General features: G+C 67.7%; 17 protein-coding genes. 7 read left to right on the top strand and 10 right to left on the bottom strand.

The window, feature by feature from the left end:
- Positions 1-96: 96 nt before the first annotated feature.
- Complete coding sequence (locus E3O19_RS17840) at positions 97-600, bottom strand: hypothetical protein (protein WP_166804558.1); 504 nt, start codon at positions 598-600, stop codon at positions 97-99.
- A gap of 231 nt (positions 601-831) precedes the next feature.
- Complete coding sequence (locus E3O19_RS18405; protein WP_241981351.1) at positions 832-1,158, bottom strand: helix-turn-helix domain-containing protein; 327 nt, start codon at positions 1,156-1,158, stop codon at positions 832-834.
- A 423-nt stretch (positions 1,159-1,581) separates the two neighbouring features.
- Here E3O19_RS18405 and E3O19_RS12065 point away from each other — a divergent pair, with 423 nt between their 5' ends.
- From E3O19_RS12065 to E3O19_RS12075, 3 genes are all read left to right on the top strand, one after another.
- Positions 1,582-1,854 carry a hypothetical protein gene (locus E3O19_RS12065; protein ID WP_134567918.1) on the top strand — a complete coding sequence of 91 codons (273 nt, stop codon included), beginning with the start codon at positions 1,582-1,584 and terminating at the stop codon, positions 1,852-1,854.
- Positions 1,851-5,267, top strand: a complete 3,417-nt coding sequence (locus E3O19_RS12070; protein WP_134567919.1) for a DNA polymerase III subunit alpha — start codon at positions 1,851-1,853, stop codon at positions 5,265-5,267. Before E3O19_RS12065 ends, E3O19_RS12070 begins: the two co-directional genes overlap by 4 nt.
- A gap of 68 nt (positions 5,268-5,335) precedes the next feature.
- Complete coding sequence (locus E3O19_RS12075; RefSeq protein ID WP_134567921.1) at positions 5,336-5,845, top strand: SOUL family heme-binding protein; 510 nt, start codon at positions 5,336-5,338, stop codon at positions 5,843-5,845.
- Positions 5,846-5,874: 29 nt separating this feature from the next.
- Here the strand turns inward: E3O19_RS12075 and E3O19_RS12080 are convergent, their stop codons facing one another.
- From E3O19_RS12080 to E3O19_RS12095, 4 genes are all read right to left on the bottom strand, one after another.
- Positions 5,875-8,049 (bottom strand): transglycosylase domain-containing protein, encoded by a 2,175-nt coding sequence (locus E3O19_RS12080; RefSeq protein ID WP_166804559.1) that lies wholly within the window; start codon positions 8,047-8,049, stop codon positions 5,875-5,877.
- 283 nt (positions 8,050-8,332) lie between these two features.
- A complete protein-coding gene (gene pflA / locus E3O19_RS12085) occupies positions 8,333-9,190 on the bottom strand; it encodes a pyruvate formate-lyase-activating protein (protein WP_134567925.1) in 858 nt (285 codons plus the stop codon).
- A 45-nt stretch (positions 9,191-9,235) separates the two neighbouring features.
- Positions 9,236-11,500, bottom strand: a complete 2,265-nt coding sequence (pflB, locus tag E3O19_RS12090; RefSeq protein WP_134567927.1) for a formate C-acetyltransferase — start codon at positions 11,498-11,500, stop codon at positions 9,236-9,238.
- Positions 11,501-11,824: 324 nt separating this feature from the next.
- Positions 11,825-13,213 (bottom strand): FAD-binding oxidoreductase, encoded by a 1,389-nt coding sequence (locus E3O19_RS12095; protein WP_134567928.1) that lies wholly within the window; start codon positions 13,211-13,213, stop codon positions 11,825-11,827.
- Positions 13,214-13,455: 242 nt separating this feature from the next.
- Here E3O19_RS12095 and E3O19_RS12100 point away from each other — a divergent pair, with 242 nt between their 5' ends.
- From E3O19_RS12100 to E3O19_RS12110, 3 genes are read left to right on the top strand one after another with little or no spacing between them, the layout of a single operon-like run.
- Positions 13,456-14,124, top strand: a complete 669-nt coding sequence (locus E3O19_RS12100) for a GntR family transcriptional regulator (RefSeq protein ID WP_134567930.1) — start codon at positions 13,456-13,458, stop codon at positions 14,122-14,124.
- 38 nt (positions 14,125-14,162) lie between these two features.
- A complete protein-coding gene (locus tag E3O19_RS12105; protein ID WP_134567932.1) occupies positions 14,163-15,356 on the top strand; it encodes an MFS transporter in 1,194 nt (397 codons plus the stop codon).
- 52 nt (positions 15,357-15,408) lie between these two features.
- Complete coding sequence (locus E3O19_RS12110) at positions 15,409-16,851, top strand: maltokinase N-terminal cap-like domain-containing protein (protein ID WP_134567933.1); 1,443 nt, start codon at positions 15,409-15,411, stop codon at positions 16,849-16,851.
- A 79-nt stretch (positions 16,852-16,930) separates the two neighbouring features.
- On the opposite strand, the gene E3O19_RS12115 is transcribed toward E3O19_RS12110, so the two are convergent.
- A complete protein-coding gene (locus E3O19_RS12115; protein ID WP_134567935.1) occupies positions 16,931-18,643 on the bottom strand; it encodes an AMP-binding protein in 1,713 nt (570 codons plus the stop codon).
- A 100-nt stretch (positions 18,644-18,743) separates the two neighbouring features.
- On the opposite strand from E3O19_RS12115, the gene E3O19_RS18615 reads away from it, so the two are divergent.
- Complete coding sequence (locus E3O19_RS18615) at positions 18,744-18,869, top strand: hypothetical protein (RefSeq protein ID WP_277613033.1); 126 nt, start codon at positions 18,744-18,746, stop codon at positions 18,867-18,869.
- 20 nt (positions 18,870-18,889) lie between these two features.
- Here the strand turns inward: E3O19_RS18615 and E3O19_RS12120 are convergent, their stop codons facing one another.
- The 3 genes from E3O19_RS12120 to E3O19_RS18410 all read right to left on the bottom strand — a co-directional run.
- Positions 18,890-19,312 (bottom strand): VOC family protein, encoded by a 423-nt coding sequence (locus E3O19_RS12120; protein WP_134567937.1) that lies wholly within the window; start codon positions 19,310-19,312, stop codon positions 18,890-18,892.
- Positions 19,313-19,409: 97 nt separating this feature from the next.
- On the bottom strand, positions 19,410-21,551 hold the full coding sequence (gene malQ, locus E3O19_RS12125) for a 4-alpha-glucanotransferase (RefSeq protein ID WP_134567939.1): 2,142 nt from the start codon (positions 21,549-21,551) through the stop codon (positions 19,410-19,412).
- Positions 21,552-21,680: 129 nt separating this feature from the next.
- Positions 21,681-22,079: aggregation-promoting factor C-terminal-like domain-containing protein (locus E3O19_RS18410; protein ID WP_478213371.1), on the bottom strand; the 399-nt coding region annotated here is incomplete at its 5' end.

Consider the following 22,079-nt stretch of genomic DNA (forward strand, 5'->3'; position numbering starts at 1 on the left):
AGCTCGGCGCCCGCGATGCCAGATCCCGGGCCGTGTCCGGATCGATCGGCCCGTACCCTTCGGGATAACCCGGAGCGTCACGGTGCCCGAGGAGCGTCACGGTGCCCGAAGAGCGTCAGCACGGGAACGGTGACCTGCACGGTCGCTCTCACCCCGATGCCCACACCGGTGGGGGTGACCCCTCGGGCGGGATCGACCAGGCCGGGCCGACCACGGTCTGCGCGTGCCGGTAACTGATCCGCCGCCCGCCGGAGCCGCCAGGGCCGGCAGGGCCGCCAGGGCCGGCAGGGCCGCCAGGGCCGCGGGCTGGTCGTTGGGAAGGGCCCGGCTCTCCTCGAGCAGGTTCACTGCGGTGCGCTCGGGGATCCGCAGCGTCGCGGCCAGTTCCCTGGAGAGCACGCGCGCGGCGATCTCCTCCCAGGTCCAGAAGGACCGCGCATCCAACAGACTGGACGCGGTGTGGGCCTCCCTGAACCGGCGGGTCCGGTCGATCCCCTCCGCCCGCACCGCGAAACACTGCCTGATCACCCGGTCGGCCACCCCGACAGCGTCAAAGAGCAGCCCGAGCTGCTGTTGGGTGCTACCCACCAGGGAGGCCATAACCGAACACTACGACCACCCACCGACATTCCCCGACACCAACCAAACCCTCACGACGGACTGTGGACAACCCGATCAAACCCACATTGTGAAGGGGACGGGCCGGGCCCGATTTCGACGGGCTCAATCACCGGGGGGAGATCCGCCCTGCATCGAAACGATCAGGACGCCCGGTGGCGACCGAGGGCGCGGCTCATACCCTGTGCCGCCACGCGCACGGCCTGCTCCTGCTCAGGACCCGCCCCTGGCGAGCTGTGGGTCACGATCGATACGGCCGCGACGACGTGGCCGGTACGGTCGCGGATCGGCGCCGCAAGCGAACTCGATCCTGCCGCCATTTACTCCGACATCCGCACGACCCCCTGGCTGCGGATGCCGGCGAGCCGACGCCGCAGCTCCTCCGGTGCCGTCATCGTCTGCGTAGTACAGGTCTTCGAGGTAGGGCAAGGCCATTGTGCGGAGGTTGCGCGCCATCGGCGTCTGCACGCCCACCTCCCAGAGCCGCATGCCGAGCGAATAGCTGCCGTCTTGCTGGCGGACGAGCCCACCCCAGGTCACCCGTTCGGCGACGAGCCGGTGCGCGGTCGAGAGCGGGACGCCCGACCGTCATGTGATCGCGGTCAAGGTGAGCGCCGTCGCCGGCGGGGAAGTGAAGGCATCCAGGATCGCGAAAAGCCGCGCAGCAATCGACCGGGCATCGAACGGGCATCGAACGGGGACACTGACGCGCCCTCGGTCGCCTTCGCCCGCGCGGCTTCCCTCACATCAGCACCACGCCACCCTCCCGCGGCCATTCCCCACCGTCGGATTCGGCCCGTTTCAGGAAGAGCGACCGGCCGTTATCCCCGTCCGCTACCCACGGGTGACACCCACCCAGCGGGAACCCTCAACGCACGGTTGATGGTTCCCGCTGGCGTCTGTCCGCGGTGTGACGTACACTCCAAGAATCGAACACGTGTTCGAACCAACGGAGGGCGACGGATGCCGCAGATTATCGATACCCAGGTCGACGTCGAGCTGTCGGCCGACGGCGACCCGCAGGCGTTCACCTGGAACCGGTTCGAACACACCATCATCGGCCAGCCGCAGGCGGTTTTCACCCGAACCCGCTGGTGGGAGAACGACGGCGTGCCACTGCGCATCGACACCGAACTGTGGCGGGTGGACGCGTCACGCGGGGATGAGGAACAGCACCGCTACGATCTGCGACGTGATGTCGACGGGTCATGGGTGCTCGCCCTCGACTGGGGATGAGCTTCCCGCACCTGCACGTCGCCAGCGCGTACTCCACTCACTACGGGGTCACGATGCCGGAGGCGCTGGCAGCGCAGACGAAGGCACAAGACGGCACCTTTCTCGCGGTGACCGACCGTGACGGCCTGTACGGCGCGGTCAAACACGTACGTGCCTGCGTCGATGCCGGCGTACGGCCGGGGCTCGGCGCCGACCTCGCCGTGCACGATGACGACCATCTCCCCCTCGGGCGGGTGGTCGTGCTCGCACACGGCAACACGAACGGGCGCGGGTACGCGGCGCTCTGCCGCGCCGTCAGCGCCGCCCACGGCAACACCGCCCACGGCAACACCGCCCACGGCAACACCGCCCACGGCAACGCCGGCACACCCAGCATCGCGCGCTCCCGGCTGGCCGAATTGGCCGGGCTCCGCTCGCTCACCGTGCTGCTCGGCCCGGCCTCCGATGTGGGCACCGCCACCGGGCACCGCGACAACGAGGATGCCCGCGCCCGCCTCACCGCCTGGCTGCGCGCGATGCCGGCCGACTCCGTGTCGCTCGAGGTCGTCTGCCATCTGTCGGAGCCGGGCACCCCGGGCAGCGTGACGCCGGCCACCCGGATGCTCGCCCTCGCCGAATATGCGGGCCTGCCGGCCGTGCTCACCAACGCCGTGCGCTATGGCACCCCCGAGGAGGCCATCACCGCCGACCTCGCCGACGCGGCCCGAACCCTCACCCCGCTCGCCGAGCTGGAGCAGCCGCAGACGAACGGGCAGGCGTGGCTGAAGCCGGCGCGGGCAATGCGCCAGGTGGCGCGGATGGTGGTCGACGCGGGCCTGCACGACGACGGCGCCCTCGAACTTCTCTTCCGCGACACCGAGCGGCTCGCCGAACGGTGCACCCTCGACCCTGAGGCCGACATCGGTCTCGGACGGCCGCGGATGCCGGAGGCGAGGATCATCGGCGTCAGCGGCGACCCGGTCGCCGAGCTCTGGAAACGGGCTCGCTCCGGCATCGACGATCTCTATCCGAGGCCGGAGGCCGGTGTGCGCCGGGGGGCCGCGTCGGCGGAGGACGCGCACGCCCGACTCGCGCACGAGATGAAGACGGTCGAGTACCTCGGCTTCGCCGGCTATTTCCTCACCGTGGCCCGGGTGGCGGACATCATCAGGGAGATGGGCATCCGCATCCAGGCGCGCGGTTCCGGGGTCGGCTCGGTGCTCAACTATGCGCTCCGCACCTCGTCGGTGGAGCCGCTCTCCAACGGCCTGCTCTGGGAACGCTTTCTCTCCCCCGAGCGGCAGACTCTGCCCGACATCGACATCGACGTCGAATCTGCGCGCCGCCACGACATTTACCGCAAGCTGTTCGACACCTTCGGTGGCGACCGAGTCTCGCTGATGTCGATGACGAACGCCTATCGCGGCCGCGGCGCAGTACGCGACGCCGGCCTGGCCCTCGGGATGAACCACGAGCAGGTCGCGTCGATCGCCAAACAGATGTGGCGCTTCAACGCCAGGGATTTCCGGCGCGCACTGGAAGAGAAACCCGAGCTCGAGCCGCTCGCCGCCGAGGTGCGCGAATCCCAGCAACTCGACCAACTGGTCGACCTGACCGCGAAGTTGGACCGACTCCCCCGGCACATCTCGGTGCACCCCTGCGGGGTGATCCTCTCCGACGCGACCCTGCTCGACCGCACCCCGGTGCAGGCGTCCGGCATGGGACTGCCGATGTCCCAGTTCGACAAGCACGACATGGATCCGATGGGGCTGATCAAGCTCGATATCCTCGGCGTGCGGATGCAGTCGGCCATGGCCCACGCCGTGGAGGAACACCACCGGTTGTCCGGCGAGAGCATCGACCTGGACCGGATCCCGCTCGACGACCCGGCCACCTTCGAACTGATCCGGTCGACCCGCACGCTCGGCATCTTCCAGATCGAATCGCCCGGCCAGATGGAACTGGTCGGTAAGCTGCAGCCCGAGGTCTTCAACGACCTGACGGTGGAGATCTCCCTGTTCCGGCCCGGCCCGATGCAGAACAACATGCCGTTGAAGTACCTCCAGGCCAGGCACGGAGAGGTCATGCCTGACTACCTCCATCCGCGACTGGAACCGATCCTGCGGGAGACGAAGGGCGTCGTCATCTTCCACGAGCAGGTGATGCGGCTCTTCGACGAACTCACCGGGTGCGGCCTCGGCCGGGCGGATGTCTTCCGCCGCCACCTCGGCAAGCCCGAGCAGCTTCCCCGGATCGAAGCGTACGTGCGGGAACGGGCACTGGAACGCGGGTTCCCGCCCGCGGTCATCGATCAGGTCTGGACAGTGCTGGCCGGCTTCGGCAGCTTCGGGTTCGCCAAGGCGCACGGCGCCGCGTTCGCACTGCCGACCTACCAGTCGGCCTGGCTGAAGACCCACCATCCCGCCGTGTTCCTGGCCGGCCTGCTCACCCACGCCCCCGGCATGTGGCCGAAGGACCTTATTGTGGCCGAGGCCAGACTGCTCGGCGTGCCGGTACTCGGTCTCGACGTGCAGCGAAGCACTCTCGACTACCGGGTCGAGGAGCTGGGCGACGAGCGCCGAGGCATCCGTCTGGCCCTCCCCGAACTCGCCGGAAGCACCGCGGCCGAACGTGCCCGCATCGTGCGCCATCAACCCTTCTCCTCCCTGCAGGATTTCCGCGACCGGGTGCGGCCGCGGCGAAAGGCGTTCGAGGCACTTGCCAGGGTCGGAGCGCTCGACAGTTTCATCGGGTACGACCGCGCCCGCCGGCACGAACTCCTCGCCCACGTGCAGTCCCTCCGCGGTACCGCCGTCACCATCAACGACGACCAGCTGGCGTTCGAGGTGGAATTGCCGGTGCAGGGCTTCGAGGGTGCGCGATTCGACGCGGTGACCTCCCTGGAGTTGCGCGGACGCAGCCAGACCGACCTGGAGTTGCGGGACCTCAACCTCGCGGTGTCCGGCCACCAGATGACGCGGTTCTACCCGCTCTTCGCAGAGCTGGGCGTCACCCCGGCCTCCGAGCTTGCCGACCTGCCCGGCGGAACCGAGGTGCTCATCGCCGGGGTGCGGCGCGCCACGAACACCCCACCGATGCGCAACGGCCGGCGAGTGGTGTTCGTCAGCCTCGACGATGGCACCGGGCCGGTGTCCAACGTCGTGTTCTTCCACGATGCGCAGGAACGGATCGGCGGCCCCGTCTTCCAGACCCGCCACATCCTCGTGCGGGGCCGCACTCGCAGGTCGGGGGCAAAAGGGGTGTCCATCACCGGGGAGAACCTGTGGGATCTCACCGACGTCGCCCGCAAGGTCGACCAGCGGCGGAAGGCAGAGGCCGCGGCACGGCACACGGACCGGGCCGCAGAACTCGCGGCCGAACTGGCCGCCATCCCGGTCGACAACGTGCACCACCTCTGGCCGCTCCGCGCATAGTCCCGCCGCGGATTCCGGCGGACGCCCTACACACCCCGTTGCCGGTCGCGCGGCCTACACTGGCGCCCATGACCGAACAACAGCCCTATCAGGTTCTGCGGGAATACGCCGACTTCGAGCTCCGCCACTACCCCGACTATGTGCTTGTGCAGGTGGAGGTCACCGGCGAGTTCACCGGCGCGGGCAACGCCGCTTTCGGACCCCTCTTCCGCTACATCAGCGGCAACAACCAGGCCTCCATTCGGATCGCGATGACTGCGCCGGTGCTCCAGGAGACCACGACCGACGCCGTGCACACCGTCAGTTTCGTGCTTCCCGAGGGGATGCCGGCCTCCGCCGTTCCCGTGCCGCAGGACGCCAGGGTGACCACCAGGGCGGTGCCGGCGCATGAGGCCGCGGCGCGCAGGTTCAGCGGCGGGTGGAACGAGGCCCGCTTCCGGGAGAACGGCGACACCCTCGTGGCGGCCATCCGACGGGCGGGCCTCCAGCCGGTCGGCAGCGTCTACTTCGCGCGATTCGACCCACCCTGGAAGCCGGGCTTCCTCAAACACAACGAGGCCCTTATCGCCGTGGCATAACAAAAGCCCCGGTCCTGGCCGTTGCCCTGCTAGCGCGGCCCGGTGCCCACCTTGATCACGGTGTTCGGTGCGGCCTCGTCGAACGCGTCGCCGCCGTACTTCGCGTTGGCGACCGACATGACGGCCGGCCACATTCGATGGCGTGCCGTGGCGGCTTGGCCGCTGTCGAAGTACACCAGCCGCTGGTTGGTCTCACCCGTGAGGCTGACCACGGCGACGACGGTGGCGACCTTGGTGCTGGCACCGCTCATCCAGGTGTCCTTGTTCCCGTCCGTCGTTCCGGTCTTGCCGATCATCGGCACCCGCGGCTCGGTGTCGCGGTAGGACTGCTGAGCCGTGCCGTTCGTCATCACCCGCCGCATCGCGTAGGCCATCCCAGCGGTCACCGCCGGATCGACCGCCTGCGTGCACTGTGAGACCGGAACGGGCACCTCGGCGCCGGTGGAGTCGAGGATCTTGTCGATCACGACCGGGGTGCAGGCCACGCCCTTGTTGGCGATTCCGGCGAACGCGACGGCCATGCTCAACGGGGCGATTTCGTTTGTTCCGATCACCGATGCCGCGTTCTGGAGCAGAGGATCACCGTCGGCGCGGCGCATTCCGAAGGCCTCGGCGGTCTGACGGATGCCGCACAGGTCGAGCTTCTTCGCCATCCCGATATAGCCGGTGTTGATCGAGCCGATCGTCGCCTCGAGTGCACTGTAGTGGGCACCGCTTTCATTCGCGTCGTTCTTGGGGTTCCATTTGTCGCGGTCGTAGTTCTGCGGGCCCAGGCAGCTGTCCTTGAAGGTGCCCCAGTTCGCCTTTCGCCGCGAGTCGACCCGTTCGTTGAGGGAATGCCCTTCCCTCAGCCATTCCGCGAGGGTGAACACCTTGTAGGTCGAGCCCGGCTGGAATCCGCTCGATCCGCCGTCGACGTAGTCGGTGTTGTAGTTGATCCCGGTGAAGTTGGCTCCCGTGGCCTGCACCAGCGGGTCCTGGCTGTAGTCCTTGTTCTGCGCCATCGCCAGCACCCGTCCAGTGCCGACCTGCACGCTGGAGATGACGCTGCCCACATCCCAGCCGGGGTACGACGTCGGCACGTTGGCCCGGATCGTGTTCTCGGCCGCGTTCTGCAGGTCCAGGTCGATGGTCGTGTAGACGTTGTAGCCGCCGCGCCGGAAATTGAGCAACCTGGTCGCCTCGTCGGCGCCGAAGGTCGGATCGTTGCGCAGCACGTGCGTGACGTAGTCGCAGAAGAAGGCGCTGCCCGCGGCCGTCTGGCAGCCGGTGCTCGGCTCGGCAATGGACGGCTCAACCGGAGTCCGGACCGCGGCGTCGAACTCGGCCCGGGTGATCTTCCGGTGGGTGAACATGTCCCGGAGGATATAGTCGCGGCGGGCCCGGTTGGTCTGGTAGCCGTTCGCCGCACCGTTGGTCTCGCTCTGTGGATCATCCAGCTGGAACTTCACGGGGTTGTTGATGGTGGCGACGAGGCTCGCCGCCTGCGGCAGGGTCAGGTTCGCCGCTGTGGTGTTGAAGTAGTAGTTCGCCGCGGCCTCGATGCCGTAGACCGTGCCGCCGAAGCCCGCGATGTTCAGGTATTGACGGAGGATGTCGTTCTTCGAGTACTTCCTCTCGATCCCGATGGCGAGACGCATCTCCTTGAGCTTGCGGTCGGCGCTGGTCTCGGTGGCCGCGAGGTAACACGTGTGTTGGGCCGCCACGTCGGAGAGGACCTCGCACTTCTGCACCAGGACATTCTTGACGTACTGCTGGGTGATCGACGATCCCCCCTGGATATCTCCACCGGCGAAGGTATTCACGGCCGCCCGGATGGTCCCCTGGAGATCGACGCCGCCGTGCTCGTAGAACCGAGGGTCCTCGCTGGCGATGGCGGCATCCTTGACATACGGACTGATCTCGTCCAGTCCGACCTCGATGCGGTTCTGGTCATAGAACGACGCAAGCAAGGCCGTCGTGCCATCGCTCCGTGTCGCGTAGATGTTGCTCTTCTGGGACAACCGGTCGATGGAGAGGAACTCGGGCAGGTTCTCGAAGACGTTAATGGTGTCGGTGGCTGCGATGCTCGACAACGCCATCACCGGGGTGACCGCGGCCGCCATCAGCAGCCCGGCCGCCGAACTCATCGCAAGGAGTCCGATCAGCCCGCCGAATACGCCGGAAATGGTCCGCCGCTCGGCGAACCCCGAGTTGCGCATCATGTCACCCCCGACCGGCCCCGCTCGATTCATTCACCATAAAACCCCATCCAGGGTTTCCTGAGGAGGGGCTTGCCATGGTGTCCCGAATATGGCAGGCCCCGGTCAGGCTACCGGGCCCGAATCAGGCTCGTGTGTTCCGGCCACCATCATCCCGCAACCGGGGGCGGTCCGCCAGAGCCGGGCAAGCAAAAAGAGGCCCGACAGCGGATGCTGTCGGGCCTTTTTTACCGCGTGACATCCGCGCTTTGCCACGCTCTTTCCGGGAAATGCCGTGGAACCGGTCTCAGAAGACCGTCAGCCCCCGCGCCCGGAACTGGTCCCGCACGCGTTCCTGCAGTTCGTTGTCCGGCGGGTGAACTCCGTGCAGTGGGTAGGGAAGGCTCAGCCTGTCCCACTTGTCCTCGCCCATCTGGTGGAACGGCAGCACCTCGACCCGTTCGACGTTCGGCCACCGCGCCACGATCTCGGCGACGGCGTCGACATTCTCGACGGCGTCCGTGAGTCCCGGCACGAGCACGAAACGCACCCACACCGGGATCTTCCGTTCCGCGAGACGGTCACCGAACTCGACCGTCGGAGCAAGCTCGCGGCCGGTCACCTCCTTGTACGTCTCGGGGATGCCCGACTTGACGTCGAGCAGCACCAGATCGAGGTTGTCCAGCAATGTTTCGGACGCGCTCTTGCCCAGGAAACCGGAGGTGTCCAGCGTGGTGTGCACGCCCAGCTTGTGGCATTCCTCGAAGATGCGCGCTACGAAGGCCGGCTGCATGAGCGGCTCACCACCGGAGATGGTCAGCCCTCCCCCGGTCGCGTCGAAGACGCCCTTGTAGCGCTTGACCCGGGTCACGAGGTCATCGAGCGTGGTCAGCAACCCGTCACGCATCTTCCAGGTGTCGGGGTTGTGGCAGTACTGGCAACGTAGCAGGCACCCGGAGAGGAAGAGCGTCATCCGCGTGCCTGGACCGTCGACGGCCGTGACCAGTTCCCACGAGTGGACACTGGCAACCGAGCCGTTGTGGATCGCTTCCATCTCGAGATGGTGGAGTTCGGCCAGTTCGGCCTGTTCACTGCTGACGGATGAACCGTCCACCAAAGCGATGGCGGCGCCGGCGCTGGGCAGGCCGAGGTTTACTGCTGGCATTGTCTCGTCCTACTCAGCGTCGCCGCGTGTTGTTATCGGTGAATGTTAGTGCGAGTGGAACGTGCGGCTGATGACATCCATCTGCTGCTCGCGGGTGAGGCGCACGAAGTTGACCGCGTAGCCGGAGACACGAATCGTCAGCTGCGGGTAGTTCTCCGGGTGCAGCATGGCGTCTTCGAGAGTGTCCTTGTTCAGCACGTTGACGTTGATGTGGTACCCGGTCGCCGACGTGAACGCGTCGATGAGGCCGACCAGACTGGTGATCTGCTCTTCCTTGGTGTGGCCGAGGCCACTGGGCACGACGGTGTTGGTCAGCGAGATACCGTCCTGCGCCTCGCTGTACGGTAGCTTGGCGACGCTGAGCGCGGACGCGAGCATCCCGTGGGTGTCTCGGCCGTTCATCGGGTTGGCACCCGGTGCGAACGGCTCGCCCTTGCGGCGGCCATCCGGCGTGTTGCCGGTCGCCTTGCCGTAGACCACGTTGGACGTGATCGTCAGGATCGACTGGGTGTGGATCGCGTCCCGGTAGGTGGGGTGCTTGCGGATCATGGTCATGAACCGCTCCATCACGTCAACGGCCATGGAGTCGACCCGGTCGTCGTCGTTACCGAACTGGGGGAATTCGCCCTCGATCGTATAGTCGACGACGAGACCGGTCTCGTCACGCACCGGGCGCACCGTGGCGTACTTGATGGCCGACAGGGAGTCGGCAACCACGCTCAGGCCGGCGATGCCGCAGGCCATCGTGCGGATGATCTCCTTGTCGTGCAGCGCCATTTCGAGGCGCTCGTAAGCGTACTTGTCGTGCATGTAGTGGATGCAGTTCAGCGCGGTGACGTATGTCTCCGCCAGCCATTCGAGGGTCTCGAGGTAGGCGGGGAAGACGGTGTCGTAGGAGAGGATCTCGTCGGTGTTCGGAGCCGTTGCCGGGGCAATCTGCTTTCCGGAGACCTCGTCCTTGCCGCCGTTGATCGAGTACAGGAGCGCCTTGACGGCGTTGACCCTGGCCCCGAAGAACTGCATCTGCTTGCCGACGCGCATGGGTGAAACGCAGCAGGCGATCGCGGCGTCGTCACCCATCTCGGCGCGGATGATCTCGTCCGACTCGAACTGGATCGCCGAGGTGTCGATCGACACTTGGGCGCAGAAGCGCTTGAAGCCCTCTGGAAGGGCATCGCTCCACAGCACGGTGAGGTTCGGCTCCGGTGCGGCGCCGATATTGTACAGCGTCTGGAGGAAGCGGAAGGTCGTCTTGGTGACCAGCGCGCGGCCGTCCTCGCCGATGCCGGCGAGCGACTCGGTGACCCAGGTCGGGTCCCCGGCGAAGATCTCGTCGTATTCGGGGGTACGCAGGAAGCGCACGATGCGGAGCTTGATGACGAGGTCGTCAATGAGTTCCTGGGCACCGGACTCGGTCAGGACACCGGCGGCGATGTCGCGCTCCATGTAGGTGTCGAGGAAGGCCGCGTTGCGGCCGAACGACATTGCTGCGCCGTTCTGTTCCTTGACCGCACCGAGGTAGGCGAAGTACAGCCACTGCACGGCCTCCTGGGCCGTGACGGCCGGCTTGGTGATGTCGGAGCCATAGCTGGCGGCCATCGCAACGAGTTCCTTGAGTGCCCGGATCTGCTCCGAGTTCTCCTCGCGGGCGCGGATGATGTCCTCGGTCGAGGGCTCCATGTCGAGCTCGGCACGGTCGTTCTTCTTGCCGGCGACGAGGGCGTCGACACCATAAAGAGCAACGCGACGGTAGTCACCGATGATCCGGCCGCGACCGTAAGCGTCGGGAAGACCCGTGATCAGGTGGCTGCTGCGCGCGCGGCGCACCCCGGGAGGGTAGACATCGAACACGGCGGTGTTGTGGGTCTTGCGGTAGTCAGTGAAGATCTTTTCGAGCTCGGGAGACACGGGGTAGCCGTAGGTCTCGAGCGATGTGGCAACCATGCGCCAGCCGCCGAACGGCATGATCGCTCGCTTGAGCGGAGCATCCGTCTGCAGGCCGACAATGACCTCGTTGGGCTGGTCGATATAACCGGGCTTGTGGGCCGTAATGGATGACGGAGTGGTCGCGTCAACGTCATAGACGCCCTTGCGTCGTTCCTCGGGGAACATGGCGGACAGCTTGGCCCACACCCCGGTCGTGCGAGCCGTCGGGCCCGCCAGGAAGGTTGCGTCGCCCAAGTAAGGCGTGTAATTGCGCTGGATGAAATCTCGAAGATCGATCGAATCCTGCCAGGGGCCGGACACGAAATCCGGACGCTCGGCCTGCGTCGCGTCTTTGTCGCTGCGAACACCTTCTGTGATGGTCATGTAGATTGCACTCCTCGTGGGATCGAGTCTCCCCCGCCGCAGAAGTGTGTCTCCCACAGTCGGGCCTGGAGAGCAGGAACACGAGGATTGCGGCTAATGCGACGATGCATCGTGACTTGCCCTCTTCTGCCAACCCTACTCCCGTCGCCGGACCCGTAGCACGAATCGACCCCGCCGTTTCGCGCCCGTGCCTTAAGGGGACGCGGCCCGTGCGCGACACGAATCGCCGGGGCATTCGGACGGACGGAAAGGCGATCTCCGCACAGATCCAAAGGCCTGTCCAGGGGCCAGAACGAACGTTCCGGTCCCAGGCCGGAGAAGATTTCACAATTTTTTTCCGGGATTGAGCAGCGAGTCGGGGTCGAAGGCTTTTTTCACCCGACGCTGGAGGTCGCGCAGGATGGGTCCGAGTTCGTCGTCGAGGTGCGCCTGCTTGAGCATCCCGATGCCGTGCTCTCCCGAGGCGGAGCCGCCGAGGGAGATCGCGAGCCGGATGACCCGGGCGAAGGCCTCGTGGGCCGCTTCGACTTCGGCCGGGTTCCCCGCGTCGAATCCGATCATCGGGTGGAGGTTTCCGTCGCCAAGGTGACCGCCGGTGCCGATCGGGATCGACAGGTCGCGGGAGATCTCGGTGAGCCCGGTGAGCAGCGCCTGCAGCTGGGACCGGGGCACGGTGATGTCCTCGTTGAGGCTGGAACCGCGGGCGGCCTGCAGCGCAGGCTGCAACAGCCGACGCGCCGTCATCAGCTGGTCCAGGTGCGCCGGGTCGTGGGCGACGAGTACTTCGGTGGCGCCCTCGCCACGGAGGATGGCGGCGTACTCCTCGACGTCGTCGTGAGCCTGGCCGGCCTGGTCCGACTGCACGAGCAGTAGGGCGGCCGCCCCGGCCGGCAGCTTCGACTCCGGGTCGAAGGCGTTGATCGCGGTGATCGACGGGCCATCGAGATATTCCAGGATGCTGGGGCGCCGGTTGGACGCGACGATCAGAGCGGCCGCCGCGAGCGCCGCCTCTGTGCCGGCGAACGTGGCCGAGACCCCGGATGCCGGGGCAGGGGCTGGCAGCAGTCCGACCGTGATCTCGGTGATGATGCCGAGGGTGCCCTCCGAACCGACCAGGAGCGATGTCAGGTCATACCCGGTGACGCCCTTGATGGTGCGCTGTCCGGTGCGCACGATGGAGCCGTCGGCGAGCACGACGGTGAGCTGGCGCACGAAGTTCCCCGTGACGCCGTACTTGACGCAGAGCATCCCGCCGGCGTTGGTGGCGACGTTGCCGCCGACGGTCGACCCCTTCCACGAGCCGGGATCCGGCGGGTAGAACAACCCGACCGCGGCGGCTGCCCTGGCGAGGGCGTAGGTGCGCACGCCGGCCTGCACGGTGGCGGTCTGGTCCTCGGCGTCCACGGACACGATCTTGTTCAGCCGGGTCGTACTCAACACGATGGAACCCTCGATCGCGTTGGCTCCCCCCGCCAATCCGGTGCGCGCGCCCTGCGGCACGATCGGGATGCGGTGGGCCGCGGCGAAGGCGACGACGGCCGCAACCTGCTCGGTGTTCACCGGCAGCGCGACCGCGATCGGGACGCCGGCCGCGGTGCTGTCGGACTGGTCCCGGAGGTAGGTGCCGGTCTTCTCACCGGTGATCAGCTGGCCGGCAGGCAGAACCTCGGCCAGTGCTTCGAGAAGGGTGGGCTTGGGTGCTGTCGTGGTCACGGATGCCTCTGCGGTAGGAATGTGTGCGGCCGGAGGTGGCGGCAGGCGATCACATCTGGTGAGGCGAGCGGGATCGCGGGGGCGAAGGGCTCGGACTCTGCGGAGGGCATGTCTCGGATGGCTGCGCTGGCAAGTCTATAAGAGAGTTTTTGTCGGGGTTTGGCGCGGCTGCCGGGATCAGGCCGGGCACCCAATCCGGTCAAAATTGTATTTATTGATGCATTTATGGTTAGGCTTGTGGCATGAGTGCGTCCAGGTCCCCCCGAAACGGCACCGGTTCGTCCGCGGTGGAGCGGGTCTACGCCCACGTCGCCGAGGCGATCATCACCGGCGCGGTCGGCGCGAGCTCACTGCTCACGGAAGGCGAAGTCGCCGAGACCCTCGGCATCAGCCGCACCCCGGTGCGGGAAGCCTTCCTTGCACTCGAGGCACACGGACTCCTCACGCTCTTTCCGAAGAAGGGCGCGGTCGTCACGGCCCTCGACGACGTCGAAACCGCCGAGCTGCTCCAGGTGCGCATCATGTTCGAGACGACCGCCGTGGCACTGCACAGCATGCGGCTTGGCGCCGACCACGCCGTGGACGACGACCTGGCCGCTTTGATCCTGCTGCAGGAAGAGGCCGCCCGCACCGGCGATCTGCTCGCCTTCGCCCGCGCCGACCACCGCTTCCACGCCCGAGTAGTCGACGAGTCCCGCAACCGGGTCATCGACGACTTCTACACCCAGCTCGGGCCGCGGCTCAAGCGACTCCTACACCGCGCCGCGACGCGCGATCCCGGCAGCCTCGAGCATTTCATCACCGAACACCGGGCCCTCGCCGGCTACCTCCGCGCCGGTGACGCCCCCGGGTACGAGGCCGCTCTCCGCAGGCATGTGCGGCACGGCTGCCAGAGGCCGCTCGAATCCTGATCCCGGCACCCAGCGCCTACTTCGATTCAGAAAGATTCATGAACTTCCGCCGTACCGTCCCCGCCTGGCAGCTCGCCGCGCCCGCCCTCTTCGTGATGGCCTGGGGTGGCAATCACTTCACCCCGCTCCTACACATGTACGAGTCACTCGGCCACTACTCGGCCCTGATGGCCGATCTCTTCCTCGGTTTCTACGTGGTCGGGCTGATACCCGGCCTGTTGGTGGCCGGCGCCCTGTCCGACCGTTACGGGCGCAAGCCGCTATCCGTCGCCGGCGTGGCGATCGGCATCGTCGCCAGCCTCCTGCTCGGCCTCGGTTTCTTCAGCGGGGTCTCACTCTCTCTCGGCCGCTTCCTGGCCGGCCTGAGCGTGGGTGTCGCGATGTCGGTCGGGACCGCCTGGCTCAAGGAGCTTTCCAGCGCGCCGTTCGACCGCCAGGCCGACCGCACGGCCGGCGCCCGGCGACCTGCCCTCACCTTAACGGTCGGGTTCGGCCTCGGCGCCGGAGTTGCAGGCGCCCTCGCCCAGTGGGGCCCGATGCCCACCCTCTCCCCTTACCTTGTTCACATCCTGCTCAGCCTGCTCGTGCTGCCTCGGCTCCTCCGCGCTCCGGAGACGGTGCCGCGGTTCCGTTCGCACCGGCCGTTCTGGCAGGACCTCGCGGTGCCGCTGGCCGGCCACCGCCGGTTCGTGCGGGTCATCGCCCCCTCGGCCCCCTGGGTCTTCGGCGCCGCCGCCATCGCTTACGCGATAATGCCCAAGCTCGTCGAGGACCAGTTGGGGTCGCTCAACCTCGCGTTCGCGACCCTGCTCACCGTCGTGACGCTCGGCACCGGGGCGCTCGTACAGCCTCTCGTTGCCCGGATCAACCTGGTCACCAAGGGACGGGCCCTCGTGGTGGGGATGAGCATCATGCTGCTCGGCCTGCTGCTCTCGATCGCCACCGCCATCGTGCTCTCCCCCGTGCTCGCGCTGGCCACGGCGATCACTCTCGGCGCGTCCTACGGCATCTGCGTGGTGGCCGGCCTGGTCGAGATCCAGCGGATCTCCACCCCCGCCGACCTCGCCGGTATCACCGGTGTCTACTACAGCCTCACCTACGTCGGCTTCCTGTTGCCGGTCTTGTTCGCCTGGCTGAACTCGGTGGCGAGCTACGCCGCGTTGATGAGCCTGCTGGCCGCAGTCTGTGCCGGCTGCCTGGCCACGGTGGCGTACGGCATCCGTCGGGTCTGATCGCCCGGTCGCACCACCCCGACGGATGCCGCCGCTGGCGTACGCTGGCGACATGACTGAGAACGGTCGCGGCACCCCTCTCCCGGATTACCTCAACCGATGGGTCGCAACACAGCGCTGGTTCGCGAGCAAGGGACACATTCCCGTTCTCCACAGCATCGCCCGGTGGTCACTGCCGGCGGCCGAACCGGGCGTTGAGATCCGCACCTACCTCGTCATCGATTCCACGCCCGGGGAGGATTCGCTCTACCAGCTACCGCTGACCGAACGCACCGATCCGCTGCCGAACGGGCAGCGCGCCCTGGTCACCACGGTGCTTGGCCCGGACGGGAAGGCTCGATTCCTCTACGACGCACCGTATGACCCCGCGTACGCGAGCGCGATCCTGCGGATCATCCTGGGCGAGGGTTCCTCGCTCGGTGCGGAGGACGCGGGCGGCCGCGCGCGGGGCGAACTGCTGCTCGACCCGAAGGACACTCCTCTATATACGGTGGCGGCCAGCCGCGTGCTGACCGGGGAACAGTCGAACACCTCGATCATCTTCGACACCCGTGGCGCGGACGGCGCCCCCGCCCGCCCGGTCATCTGCAAGGTGTTCCGTGCCCTGCACCACGGGGAGAACCCCGACATCTCGGTGCAGGCAGCCCTGGCCAGGGCCGGCTCACGGTTCGTGCCAGAACCGATCGGCTACGTCGAGGGCGAATGGGACGACCCCGACCGCCACGACGGCCGGGCCAGAGGTCACCTTGCCTTCGCCCAGGAGTTCCTGCCGGGCGTCGAGGACGCCTGGCGCGCGGCGCTGGCTTCGGCCTCGGCCGAGGAGGACTTCAGCCGGGAGGCCCACGACCTCGGCGTGGCGACGGCCGCCGTGCACGCCGACCTGGCCACGATGATGCCGACCCGCGAGGCCACCCGCGCGGTGATCGACGCCGAGCTGGCCGGCATCCGGGAACGTTACCGCATCGCCGTGGCCGAGATCCCCTCGCTTGCTGAGTACCGCACCGCGATCGAGACCATCTTCAGCAGGGCGCGGACCGCGCCATGGCCGAGGCTGCAGCGCATCCACGGCGACTATCACCTGGGCCAGGTGCTCAACGTGCCCGGCGGCAGAGGCTGGGTCCTGGTCGATTTCGAGGGCGAACCGCTCCGCCCACTGAAGGAGCGCAACCGGCCGGATGTCCCGCTCCGGGACGTCGCCGGCATGCTCCGGTCGTTCTCGTACGCGGCGGGCACCATCGAATTGACGCATCCGGAACGTTCAGCGCAGGTCGCACAGGCCTGGGCCGACGCCTGCCGAGAGGCGTTCCTCGACGGCTACGCCGAACGGTCCGGCCTGGACCTCGATGCGCAGGGTGCGCTGCTGAGCGCGTTCGAACTCGACAAGGCCCTCTACGAGGCCGTCTACGAGACCCGCAACCGGCCGACCTGGCTCCCGATACCCCTCGCCGCCATTGATCGCCTCGTCGACCTCGCAGCAACCTCCCGCCACCCCTAACCGCGAAAGTGCACTTTTGGCCCCTTCCGCTCCCGCAAGGGGGCCAAAAGTGCACTTTCGCGGAACGCGGAGGCGAGGATCAGCGCTTGAGTTCGGGGAACTGGTCGTCGCGCCACTCGTCGGCCAGCCGCGTCCGGGTGGCCGCCGCGTCATCCTCGCGCGTCCTGAGCTCGACCCGGCGGATCTTGCCGGAGCTGGTCTTGGGCAGTTCGAAGAACTCGACGCGTCGAACGCGCATATAGGGAGGTAGCCCGTTTCGGGCGTGGCGCAGCACCTCGAGGGCGGTTGCACCGTTGGACTCCCAACCGGCGGCAAGGGCAATGTAGGCCTTCGCAATGTTGAGGCGGGTGTCGTCCGGTGCCGGCACGACCGCGGCCTCCGCGACGGCCGGATGCTCGAGCAGCACACTCTCGACCTCGAACGGTGACACCTTGTAGTCGGAGGACTTGAAGATGTCGTCCGTGCGTCCGATGAACGTGATGTAGCCATCGCTGTCGCGGCTGGCGACGTCGCCGGTGTGGAAGTAGCCGTCGCGCACGGCCTCGGCCGTGCGTTCTGGGTCGCCGTGGTAGCCCGCCATCAGGTTGACAGCGGTCTCGGAAAGGTCAAGGCAGATCTCCCCCTCGTCGGTCACCGCACCCGTGATCGGGTCGACCAGGCTGATCCGGACACCGGGAAGCGGCAGTCCCATCGAGCCGGCCTTGAGCCGGGACCCCGGCCCGTTTCCGACGATCGCGGTGGTCTCGGTCTGGCCGTAACCGTCTCGGATCGTCAGCCCCCATGCCCGCTGGATCTGGCTGATCACCTCGGGGTTCAACGGTTCGCCGGCGGAGAGGATTTCGCGGAGCCCGTCGGGCTTGACACCCAGATCGGACTGGATCAGCATCCGCCACACGGTCGGCGGCGCGCAGAAGGTGGTGACCTTGGCGCGGTGCAGCTGGTCGGCGAGGGCGGATGGGTCGAACCGGGCGTAGTTGTAGACGAACACGGTCGCCTCAGCGATCCACGGCGCGAAGAAGCTGCTCCAGGCGTGCTTGCCCCAGCCGGGCGAACTGATCGCCAAGTGCACGTCGTCCGGACGCACCCCGATCCAGAACATCGTGGTGAGGTGCCCGACCGGGTAGGAGGTCTGCGTGTGCACCACCATCTTCGGTTTGCTGGTCGTGCCCGAGGTGAAGTAGATCAGCGACGCGTCGTCGGATGCCACGGTGACCGTGGTCTTGCCCGGAGCGACAAGGTCGGCGTCGGCGTAGTGCGCCCAGCCGGCCACGGCCTCGCCCACGCAGATTCGCGAGTAGTCGCCCTCCACCTGGGCGAACTTGGCGGCGTCGCTCGCGTTCGCGATCACGTGGTCGACTCCCCCGCGCCGCACCCGGTCGGCCAGGTCGCCGGTGGCCAGAACCGTGGACGTCGGGAGGATGACGGCACCTGCCTTCATGATGCCGAGCATCAGTTCCCATAGCTCCACCTGGTTGCCCAGCATGAGCATGACGTGGTCGCCCGGCTTGACGCCCCGCTGGATCAGCCAGAGCGCGACCTGGTCGGAGCGGGTGGACATCTGCGCGAAGCTGACCTTGAGTTCGCGTCCGTCCTCCTCCACGATCCAGAGGGCGGTCTTGTCATTGCCTTCCGCGATGACGTCGAACCAGTCGGTCGCCCAGTTGAAGGTGGGCCCGACCTCGGGCCAGGCGAATTCGGCCGATGCACGCCCATGCGCTTCGCGCAGGCGCAGGAGTTGGTCCCGCGCGTCTCGGAAGCTGCTGGTGCTCGTAGGGTTGGTCACGGATTCCATTTTCCTCAACAGTGAATGCTCGGAACTGCATGAATCAGGTTGAACTGCCGTCGGGCGTTCCGTTCACTCTACGACTCGGGGGCAATCGAGGTCGGCCAAGGTGGTCGAGACCCCCCGTGAAACGATGGACCCGATCGACAGGCCCCTGGAGACTCTCGACCTCGGCTGGTACGACCCGGTTGCCCGGCTCGAGGGACTCCTGCACCCCCTGAACCGCAAACCCTGAGGCGACGAAGCCCCTGCGTGTTAGGCCGGGCTCCCGGCGATATTGACCATCCAGCTCACGCCGAACTTGTCCAGGCACATACCGAAGCTGTCGCCCCACAGCGCCTTGTTGAGCGGCATCGTCACGGTGCCGCCGGCCGAAAGCCTGTCCCAGAAACCGTGCAACTCGGCGTCCTCCGTCGCGTCGCCGCTCAGTGACACCGCATAGTTGGTGCCCGGCGTGTACTCCATACTGTTCGGCGTGTCAGCACCCATCAGGACCAGGCCGCGCTCGGTCTCCAGCACGGCGTGCATGGTCTTGTCTTGCTCGAACGGGTCCTCGCTGACCCGGAACTCCGCGAACGTGCTCCGGGTCAGGGTTCCGCCGAAGACCGACTGGTAGAACTCCATGGCCTCCTTGGCCGTGTCACGAAAACTCAGGTACGGGTTGAGGCGTGTGGTCATGATCTGCTCTCCGCGGTCGACTGATTCCTGCCTCGATTATCGACCGGCCGACGCGGATGCGGTAGAGCCGGGTCGGAGACACCGGGCCGGCAGCGCCTCAGCCGCGGAGCTCCATCGCGCTGATCAGCGACGCGAAACGTGTGTTGCCCGGCAGGTCGTCGATCAGCACGGATGCCCCGTCCGGACCGGCCAGCGGAATCCGCCAGTTCGGGTACTCGTTCATTGTTCCCGGCTGATTCTGGGTGCGCCGCTCGCCGACCGCGTCGACCAGCGCCACGCCGAGCAGCGCCGACGGCGTCAGAGCCGTGAACGCATAAAGCGCCTCGACCGTCTCCTGGATGCCCACGGTCGTCCCGGACTCCGGCAGCAGCCCGCGGCCACGCACGAGGGCGAGCACCGCCTCCTGCTCCTCGGCGTCCGCGGCCCGTTCCTCCTCGACCGGACGGCCGAGCAGCCCCAACGATTCGCGCAGGGCGACATGGTCTCCGGCGAGGTAACCGGCGGTCGGCGGCAGGTCGTGGGTGTTCACGCTGGTCAGGCACTGCTGCCGGTAGTGCTCGGGGGCGAACGGCACCCCGTTGTCGCGCTCGAACCAGAGGATGGACGTTCCGAAGATGCAACGCGCGGCCAGGTACTCCCGCACCCAGCCCTCGAAGACGCCGAGGTCCTCACCGATCACGATCGCCCCGGCGCGCTGGGCCTCCAGGGCCAGGATACCGATCAGCGCCTCGTGGTCGTAGTGCACGTAAGTGCCGTCCCCCGGACCGACGCCTTCCGGGATCCACCAGAGCCGGAAGAGCCCCAGGATGTGGTCGACCCGCACCCCGCCGGCGTGACGGAGCACGCTGCGGAGCATGTCCCGATACGCGACGTAGCCCGACTCGGCCAGCCGCCCCGGGTGCCACGGCGGCTGGGACCAATTCTGGCCGATCTGGTTGAACATGTCCGGCGGCGCACCCACGGTCATCCCCTGGGCGAGCACGTCGTGCAGGGTCCAGGCATCCGACCCATGGCGCTGCACCCCGACCGCGAGGTCGTGCACGATGCCGATGCCCATGCCGGCATCCGTCGCGGCGCGCTGGGCGGTCTCCAGCTGATGGTCGCACACCCACTGCAGCCAGCAGTGGTACGTCACCCGATCGGCAAACTCGTCCCGGTGCCGGGAAGCGAACGGGCCACGTGGACCGGTCGGTTCCCTCAGCCACTCCGGCGAGTCCGCCGGGAAGCGTTCGGTCAACGCGCACCACAGGGCGAAATCCTCGAGCCCCTGGCCCTGCTCCCGGCGGAAGACCTCGAACTGGTTCTCCCTGGCCGGGCTGCGCCGCACCGAGTGGACCAGTTCGAGGGCGGTCAGCTTGGCTTCATAGGACGAGTCGCGGTCCAGCCGCTCGGTGTCGAGGTTCGACGGCCGCAGTCTGACGGCGAGGGACTCCACCACGGTGTGGGACTCGACGGACAGGTAGGCGTACTCCGGGATGTCCTCGACCCGGATGTAGAGCGGGTGGAAGAATCGCCGGCTGGACGGCAGGTACGGCGACGGCTCAACGGGCGGGGTCGGCTCGGAGGCGTGCAGCGGATTGACCAACACGAACCCGGCGCCGTACTGGGCGCCGGAGATCGCGGCCAGGTCGGCGAGGTCGGCGAAGTCGCCGATTCCCCAGGAACGTGAGGACCGCACGGAGTACAGCTGGGCCATCAGGCCCCAGCTCTGCTGCCCGGCCAGCGCCTGGGTGGTCTGCAGGCGCTCGGGGGTGACCACGAGGGTACTCCGGGCCGTCTCGCCGTCGTGCTCGGCGACAAGGGTGTGCCAGCCCAGCGGCAGGTCGGCGGGCACGACGAAGGTCGCCCGGCTGATCGCCCGGCCGTCGATGTCGCGCGGCTCGCTCCAGCCGCCACGCTGCGGGACCGGATGACGTGAACCATCCTCGGCGATTACCGACACCGTGACCGACTGGCCGGTGCCGACGTGCACGGCGACGTCGAGTGCGCTGCCCTCGCGGGCGACAACCGTCGGCGGCAGGAGCCGGCGCCACGGCTCACTCTGTTTCTCGGCCAGTGACGACGCGAGCTCCTCCGGCGAGCCGGCCGGGACGCCGAGGGCCGTGAGCACGCCGCGCAGCGTCTCGTCACGCACCTGCCGTTCCACGCCGTCCCAGCCCCGGAACGAGGTGTCCACCCCGTGGGCCTGGGCCAGTTCCAGCAACGTTGCCGTCGTTCCGTCGGTCTGACCGTGCTTCATGGCCCCACTCGTTTCATGGCCCCACTCTACGGCCTGCGCCCGGAGCCACCGCCGCCGTTCACGCAAGGCGACGGCTTCCCGGGCGCGTTCGTGCCGCGGCCCAGGGTCGGCGCGGAGCACGGCACCGGGTCAGTACCAGTTGACGCTCTCGGAGTGTGCCCACGCCCCACAGGGGGTCCCGTACCGGCCCGCGAGGTAGCCCAGGCCCCAGTCGATCTGGGTCGCGGCGTTCGAACGCCAGTCGCTGCCCGCGGATGCCATCTTGCTGCCGGGAAGGGATTGCGGGATGCCGTAGGCGCCGCTGTCGGCGTTGTAGGCGTCGGCTCGCCAGCCGGACTCCCGGTTCCACAGGGTCACCAGGCAGCTGAACTCGCCCTGGCTCCACCCCCGTGCGGACACCGCGGAGGAGGCGTAGGCGCGTGCCGCGGCCGGATCGACGACCGTGCCGGGTGACGGCGCGGTGCCTGAGCCTCCGCCGCCGCCGCCGGCGGCGCCCCGACCGGCCGCGGCCTGCGCTGCGGCTGCTTC

It is taken from the genome of Cryobacterium algoritolerans (assembly GCF_004402785.1).
Classification (GTDB): domain Bacteria; phylum Actinomycetota; class Actinomycetes; order Actinomycetales; family Microbacteriaceae; genus Cryobacterium; species Cryobacterium algoritolerans.

Coding starts and splice junctions, on each gene's coding strand:
- malQ (WP_134567939.1), bottom strand. CDS start 21,551: ATGAAGCACGGTCAGACCGACGGAACGACGGCAACGTTGCTGGAACTG.
- E3O19_RS12110 (WP_134567933.1), top strand. CDS start 15,409: ATGACTGAGAACGGTCGCGGCACCCCTCTCCCGGATTACCTCAACCGA.
- E3O19_RS17840 (WP_166804558.1), bottom strand. CDS start 600: ATGGCCTCCCTGGTGGGTAGCACCCAACAGCAGCTCGGGCTGCTCTTT.
- E3O19_RS12065 (WP_134567918.1), top strand. CDS start 1,582: ATGCCGCAGATTATCGATACCCAGGTCGACGTCGAGCTGTCGGCCGAC.
- E3O19_RS12070 (WP_134567919.1), top strand. CDS start 1,851: ATGAGCTTCCCGCACCTGCACGTCGCCAGCGCGTACTCCACTCACTAC.
- E3O19_RS12075 (WP_134567921.1), top strand. CDS start 5,336: ATGACCGAACAACAGCCCTATCAGGTTCTGCGGGAATACGCCGACTTC.
- pflA (WP_134567925.1), bottom strand. CDS start 9,190: ATGCCAGCAGTAAACCTCGGCCTGCCCAGCGCCGGCGCCGCCATCGCT.
- E3O19_RS12115 (WP_134567935.1), bottom strand. CDS start 18,643: ATGGAATCCGTGACCAACCCTACGAGCACCAGCAGCTTCCGAGACGCG.
- E3O19_RS12120 (WP_134567937.1), bottom strand. CDS start 19,312: ATGACCACACGCCTCAACCCGTACCTGAGTTTTCGTGACACGGCCAAG.
- E3O19_RS12105 (WP_134567932.1), top strand. CDS start 14,163: ATGAACTTCCGCCGTACCGTCCCCGCCTGGCAGCTCGCCGCGCCCGCC.
- E3O19_RS12100 (WP_134567930.1), top strand. CDS start 13,456: ATGAGTGCGTCCAGGTCCCCCCGAAACGGCACCGGTTCGTCCGCGGTG.
- pflB (WP_134567927.1), bottom strand. CDS start 11,500: ATGACCATCACAGAAGGTGTTCGCAGCGACAAAGACGCGACGCAGGCC.
- E3O19_RS12080 (WP_166804559.1), bottom strand. CDS start 8,049: ATGATGCGCAACTCGGGGTTCGCCGAGCGGCGGACCATTTCCGGCGTA.